The organism is Syntrophorhabdaceae bacterium (assembly GCA_036504895.1).
In the GTDB taxonomy this organism is placed as follows: Bacteria; Desulfobacterota; Syntrophorhabdia; order Syntrophorhabdales; family Syntrophorhabdaceae; genus PNOM01.
In genome coordinates, this window is record DASXUJ010000118.1 from 1 (window position 1) to 6,750 (window position 6,750).

A 6,750-nucleotide genomic window follows, 5' to 3' on the forward strand; every position below is an offset into this window, starting at 1 on the left:
GAGAAAGACAGTTTATTTTCCCTCTCGCGAAGGCCGCAATAGCGGCCGGCGCCGACGGCATCTTCATGGAGGTCCACGAGGACCCTGCACACGCTCTCTGTGACGGTGAGAATTCATTGCCCCTGGAGGACGTGCCCGAGGTCCTCATGAGGCTTAAGAAGATTGCGGAGGCCCTTCAGTGAGCACGCCTCTGAAAACGGGCAAAGAGGTCCTCAGGAAGGAGGCGGAAGCAATCCTCCGGATCATGGAAGGGCTCGACGATACCTTCGATAAAGCAGTCGATATCATCGACGCCTGCAGCGGCCGCCTTGTGGTCATGGGCGTGGGCAAATCAGGTCTTGTCTGCAGAAAGATCGCCTCCACTTTTTCGAGTGTGGGCACCCCGTCGCTTTTCCTCCATCCCGGTGATTCGCTTCACGGAGACCTGGGCATGCTCCAGAAAGGGGATGTGCTCTTCATCGTGAGCAACAGCGGCGAAACGGAGGAAGTAATTAAGATACTCCCCTGGATAAAGCGGATGGATTTCACCACCATCGTGGTAACGGGCAATCCCCTTTCCACCATCGCAAAATTCGGAGATGCGGTTTTCGATGTAAAGGTCGACGAGGCCTGTCCCTATAATACGGTCCCCACGTCGAGCACCACGGTGGCCCTCGCACTGGGCGACGCTTTGGCGGTGGCAGTGATGGAGAAAAAGAAATTCAACCTCGAGGATTTCGCGTCTCTTCATCCGGGAGGAACATTAGGGCGCAAGCTGCTCCTCAAGGTTGAGGACCTCATGCACAAGGGTGAAGCCCTCCCCAGGGTCCACCAGGACCGTGCGATGAAAGAAGTGATAATTGAGATCACCACAAAAAGGCTCGGAGTGGCCGGGATTCTTGACGACGAAGGGGATCTGGTGGGCGTCATCACCGACGGCGATTTAAGGAGAGCCATAGAAAAGCACGATAACCTTCTGGTAAGGAAGGCATCCGAGGTAATGAGTCGGAATCCGAAGGGGATCGTGAAGGATTCCCTTGCGGCATATGCGCTCAAGATGATGGAGGAGTTCTCCATCACGTCCCTCTTCGTGGTCGAGGCGGAAGGGAAGAAAAGGCCCGTGGGGGTAATCCATATCCATGATCTTTTGAAGGCAAAGATCGTCTGAGGAATATGCCGGCACAGGGGTCACCCAAAGAAAGATGAAAAAAAGAGACCTTACAGTCTACATCGCCATAGGGATCATCATCCTGAGCTGCGTGACGGCCCTCTACTTCTTCGCCAAAAAACCCCAAAGGGTTGCCTCACCGAAGCTGGAAGACGGCTCGAAAGCGATCGTATTCAAGGACGTCCATTACTCGGGAGAGAAAAAAGGGGCGGTAGACTGGGAGATAAAAGCGAAGATCGCCCGTAAGTTCGTGGACAAGCCCGAGGTGGAGATGGAGGTCATAGAGGGACGGTATACCCCGAAACCCGATGTAATCGTCCTCTTCACCGGTTCGAAGGGAAGACTGGATACGGACCAGGAGAAGGGCAACATGAATGAAGTGGATATCGTGTACAACAAGGAATACAGGCTTCAGACAAAATATATGGATTTTGACTTCAAGAAAGGTTTTACCGTCACCGACGCGCCGGTGAAGATAGATGGACCTAAACTGAACCTGAACGGCGTAGGTTTGAGGGCCGATACGAATGCCCGGATCATCAGGATTATGAGCAGCGTGAACGGGTTCATAGAAAGTGCGAAGGGACGCTATAATTTCGAATCGGACAGGTTTTCCTATTTTCTGAAAGATAACTCCTATATCCTTGAGGGCAGGGTAGTGATGAAGGGCAAGGATATGCACCTCGTATGCGACAAGCTCAATGTATACAGCAATGAAAATGAAATGGAGCGGGTCGATGCGGTGGGCAATGTGAGGCTCCTTTCGAAAGGCACGCTTGCGAAAAGCGAGAAGGCAGTATATCATTTTAAGGACGAAGTGGTCACCATGACCGGTTCACCCAATGTAATGAAGGATAAGGTCCGCATGGACGGAGAGTCTATCGGATACAATCTGAACGAAGGTAAGTTTTCGGTACACAAGCCGAAGATGAGGATAGAGAATAAATGACAGATGGTGCGACGCTTTATGCGCAGAACCTCTCCAAATCCTACAGCTCACGCAGGGTCGTGGACGGGGTGAACATTGAAATCAATACGGGCGAGACCGTGGGACTTTTCGGCCCGAATGGTGCGGGGAAGACCACGACCTTCTATATGATCATCGGCTTCATAAAACCCAACGGGGGAAAGATACTTTTGGGAGACGAGGACATCACATCCTTGCCCATGTTCATGAGGGCGAGGAAGGGAATAACCTATCTCCCCCAGGAGCCTTCGGTATTTAAAAAAATGAGTGTCGCCGATAACCTGAAGGCGATCCTCGAATTCCACGATGGGGACAAGGAGTTGATGGATCACAGGGTGGCGGAGATCCTTGAATCCTTCAAGCTGGAGCATTTGGCCGCCAACAATGCGGATTCCCTGTCCGGCGGTGAAAGAAGGAGGCTCGAGATCGCGCGAGCCCTTATGACCAACCCTCATTTCATGCTCCTTGATGAGCCCTTCTCCGGAATAGACCCTATATCGGTTTCTGACTTGAAAAAGGTAATAAACGGCTTGAGAAGCAAGAAAATGGGCATACTCCTTTCCGACCACAACGTGAGGGATTCGCTGCCCATATGCGACAGGGCGTATGTGGTCAATAATGGAAAGGTGCTTCTTGAGGGGACCCCTGAAATCGTGGCAAAGGATAAGATTGTGCGTGAGGTTTATTTAGGCGAGGAGTTTTACATCGATGTTGGGGCTTAAGCAAACTCAGAAACTTTCTCCCGTTCTCACTCAGCAGCTTCAGCAGGCCATAAAGCTTCTGCAGCTCTCTCAATTGGAATTGATGGAAGCAATCGAGCTGGAATTGAACGAGAACCCGATCCTCGAGATCAAGGAAGGAGACGGCTCGGAAGAGGGAGCCGACGATCGCCAGGAAGAGAAGGAAGCGGAGCCCGCCGAGGAAAAGGACGACATGGCCGAGTGGCTGGAGCGATACTCGGCGTCGGAAGAGAGCTCGTCCGATTATTCCTCCGGTTATGAAGAAAAAGAATACCCGGACTATGAAAACATGGTCAGCAAAGCCACTAACCTCAGGGATTATCTGAGGTGGCAGGTCGGCCTCTCCGATTTCAATCCCGAAGAGAGGATCATCGCAGAATGGATATTGGAGAATATCGACGACAACGGGTATCTCGCCTTCCCCTTAGAGGAGATATCGAATGTATCGGGCTATCCCGTGGAGCAGCTCGAGAAGATCCTTCTTAAGATCCAGAAGCTCGACCCTCCGGGAGTCGGTGCACGGGACCTCAAGGAGTGCATCCTTATCCAGCACAGGATGAAGCCGGAAAAGGATCACATCTTCGAGGATTTCGTGACTAGATATTTTGACCTGGTGGAAAAAGGAAATCTTAAGGACATGATCAAGAAGACGGGATATCCCGTCGACCTGATAAAGCAGATCCTGGAGAAAATAAGGCAATACGATCCCAAGCCGGGGAGGAACTACGGAGACGACCATGCCTTCTATGTGGTCCCCGATGTCTACGTGGCGAAGAAGGAAGGGGAGTTCGAGGTGTTTCTCAACGAAGACGACATCCCCGAGCTCCGGATGAGCAAACAGTATATAGAGCTTTATCTGAACAAGAGCACCAACGGCGATGCGAGAAAATATATCAAGCAAAAGGTGAAACAGGCCGAGTGGTTCATCAAGAGCCTTCAACAGAGACAGCGCACCCTCTTTCTCGTAGCCAAAAGCATAGTGGTCTTTCAAAATGAATTCTTCGAGAGGGGCCTGAAATGCCTGAAGCCCCTTATTCTCAAAGATGTGGCCCAGGATATCGGGGTCCACGAGTCGACGGTGAGCAGGATCACGACGAACAAGTACATGAGCACGCCCCACGGCGTCTACGAGATGAAATTCTTCTTCCCCACAGGCATCGGCAGGGACGCGGGAAACGAGCTTTCCACGAACGTGGTGATGGGCATCATAGGGGAGATCGTGAAGGATGAGGACAAGTCGTCGCCTCTTACCGACGACGAGATCGTCAATGTCCTTAAAGGGAAACATAATATAAAGATCGCCCGCCGCACTATTGCGAAGTACAGGGATGAGCTGCATATCCCATCATCCCGCGACCGACGTTCCGACTAACCCGGCCGGGGCGTATTCTTCCGCAACTCCGCGTTGCCCGCGTCGTCACACCGTTTCGACGTATTAACAATACGCCTTCACGGTCCTCCTAGTCGCCTTGATTTGCGAAAGACTACGCCCCGGCTTCGTGTTTCGGTCGGAACCGGCAAAAGGATAATACGAGAACAATTGGATCACTTATAGCGGAACATCTTTCGATATCTTCAATTGACATTTCATTTCCCCCTTCAATCGACACCTCATGCCAGTCAAGCACAAATTACGCGTAAGACGTGGCAGGACGATAGCAGGAGAAAGCGAAGTTAAGAGAGTTATTTAAATATTGATGTCCCACCCCCAATTCCTGGGACGCGCTTATCATCCGGTAAGAGCTATTCTTGTTTTCCGAAACTGTAATTTTGACCGTTTTTGTTCACATATACATCTTTTAGCGATAAAATGGTCAATGGTATTGAATCTTATTGACATCCGTGCAACGGAATATGACAATAGAATGACCAGTCACAAACGCAGAGAAAAGAAGGACCAGAGGAATACTTATGTTATACCAGCTCCCTCCAGTACAAGATGAGAATATATTTGAAAAACTTGTACGAGATGTCTTGCGTCGTGAATATGATGACCCAGGGATAGAGTGCTTTGGGAGAAAAGGGCAGAGCCAGTACGGAATTGATGGGTACTCTCCAGCCAAATCGGGTGTGACTTTTCAGTGTAAGCTCAAAGATACTAGATATAAACCGGATGCCGACCTATGTGGGACTCTCTCCTCGGAAATGGAGATTGAACTGGAAAAAACGAGGGAGCTGAGAATATCGCGCTTTATCTTTGCTTCGACATTCAAAAACGATGCTCACCTGCAGCAAAAAGCTCAGAATCTGTCAAGTCATACCCTAATCGTTGAGTATTGGGGCTGGGACACAATAACTGAGAAGATTTGGAAATATGCCGAAGAGTTAGTACCTTCCTACTACCCTCATATCCCTATTAGGAAAGTGCCAGGCTTGAGGGAAATTATCCCAGACGCGATTAGAAATACGCTTATACAGGATTCTGAAGAGCGTAAGCAACTGGCTTTAGACTATTACCGGATCAATGACAGGGACGATGTCGTTTTCAAGGTTGTCTGCAATGATTTGGACGTAAGGAATGATGCCGTCATGCAAGATGCCTTTACTAAGCTGGAGAGTTTACCCAGTTGCAGTACGCTATGGGTTGTCGGTACAGGGGGAAGCGGCAAGACAACAATTCTATATCGCCTTGCCATAGAATTGGCGCAAAAAAACCATCACGTATTTGTGCTCAACTTGGAGGCTCAATTAGGTCGAGATGGCGTAGAACTGGTTTTGAATACTATTAGATACAAATCTCCTTCTGATAAATGCATTCTCTGTATCGACAATCCCGCAGCCGATGAAGAGACGCTATCATCAATACTTCGCCGCATTCCTGAACTAAATAGGCGAATACATGTTTTGCTTTCCGAGCGCGGTCACCGCTTTCAGGCGATGAAAAAATCCGGAACCGTGACATTCATACATGGTGAAGAAGAGAGCGCACTGGTCGTTGTCAAAAACCCTCACTCTCAACGTCAACTGGTCTATAACCGATTATTCGACCTTCTGGGCATAGAGGCTAATACTGCCCGTGATTTAAGCCAGATAATACTTAATGAACGAATCGTTTATGTTAATGCGACCTATACTGTACTCTTGGAACTCAAAAAAAAGCGCAAGATTGATTTCGCTTTCGATTGGGATGACTTCCAGAAACTGACAGATGATTTGCCTTCATTCCGTGACAGCTATAAGTATATCGCATTATTTTATTTGATGGGAGTTAGGGCACATTTTGACGTATTGGCTAGGGTCTGCGGCGCAGATGAAGCACAAAAAGGGATGTTTTTGTCAAGATTTCGAGGCCTTCAACACGAACCCATCGTTCTCACGGAGTGGCGGGATGAGTTATATCAAAAACAAGTACTTCTTCGAACCAAACACGAAATTATTTCCGAGATTTATTTTCGAGAACATCCAGAAATAGATAAGAATGAATTAATGATGGAGTGGTGTGAGAAGACCTATTTCAATAATATTTTTGAGTCACAAACTCTGGTGAACATTTTCGGTGCAAAGAAGAATTACTTTGCTGACCAACCATTTATAGACTACGAATTACTAATTAATTTCATGTTGCGTGAGGGCTTTGCTGAGAAAGTTCAGCAAAGCAGAAAGCTGTATGAAACGCTTCATTTAGCACGTTTTTGGATTCTGCTATCGCAAGGCAGGGAAACCAAAGCTATTGAAGCCTTGAACTCGGCCTTGGTGCTAATTCCATATAATCTTCATTTTCGCACGGAGCTGGCGAAGATTTATCAGCATCAAGGCAAATACGATGAGGCTGAAAAAATTCTCATGGAGAGCTTAGTCATTGATGAAAAACAGCTTCATCCCCGCACGGAGCTGGCGAAGATTTATCAGCATCAAGGCAAATACGATGAGGCTGAAAAAATTCTCATGGAGAGCTT

6 protein-coding genes are annotated in these 6,750 nt (G+C 48.6%); all 6 read left to right on the forward strand.

Features of this window, described 5'->3' with window-relative positions; all coding sequences use genetic code 11:
• Positions 1-182, forward strand: a 182-nt coding sequence (locus VGJ94_16865; GenBank protein ID HEY3278288.1) for a hypothetical protein, incomplete at its 5' end; no start/stop codon positions are given.
• Positions 179-1,147 (forward strand): KpsF/GutQ family sugar-phosphate isomerase, encoded by a 969-nt coding sequence (locus VGJ94_16870; GenBank protein ID HEY3278289.1) that lies wholly within the window; start codon positions 179-181, stop codon positions 1,145-1,147. The genes VGJ94_16865 and VGJ94_16870, both read left to right, overlap by 4 nt.
• A 34-nt stretch (positions 1,148-1,181) precedes the next feature.
• Complete coding sequence (gene lptC / locus VGJ94_16875; GenBank protein HEY3278290.1) at positions 1,182-2,096, forward strand: LPS export ABC transporter periplasmic protein LptC; 915 nt, start codon at positions 1,182-1,184, stop codon at positions 2,094-2,096.
• On the forward strand, positions 2,093-2,836 hold the full coding sequence (gene lptB / locus VGJ94_16880; GenBank protein ID HEY3278291.1) for an LPS export ABC transporter ATP-binding protein: 744 nt from the start codon (positions 2,093-2,095) through the stop codon (positions 2,834-2,836). The genes lptC and lptB overlap by 4 nt, the downstream gene beginning before the upstream one ends.
• On the forward strand, positions 2,823-4,226 hold the full coding sequence (gene rpoN, locus VGJ94_16885; protein HEY3278292.1) for an RNA polymerase factor sigma-54: 1,404 nt from the start codon (positions 2,823-2,825) through the stop codon (positions 4,224-4,226). The genes lptB and rpoN overlap by 14 nt, the downstream gene beginning before the upstream one ends.
• A gap of 539 nt (positions 4,227-4,765) precedes the next feature.
• The coding region (locus VGJ94_16890; protein ID HEY3278293.1) for a tetratricopeptide repeat protein at positions 4,766-6,750 on the forward strand (1,985 nt) is incomplete at its 3' end.

Coding starts and splice junctions, on each gene's coding strand:
- rpoN (HEY3278292.1), top strand. CDS start 2,823: ATGTTGGGGCTTAAGCAAACTCAGAAACTTTCTCCCGTTCTCACTCAG.
- lptC (HEY3278290.1), top strand. CDS start 1,182: ATGAAAAAAAGAGACCTTACAGTCTACATCGCCATAGGGATCATCATC.
- lptB (HEY3278291.1), top strand. CDS start 2,093: ATGACAGATGGTGCGACGCTTTATGCGCAGAACCTCTCCAAATCCTAC.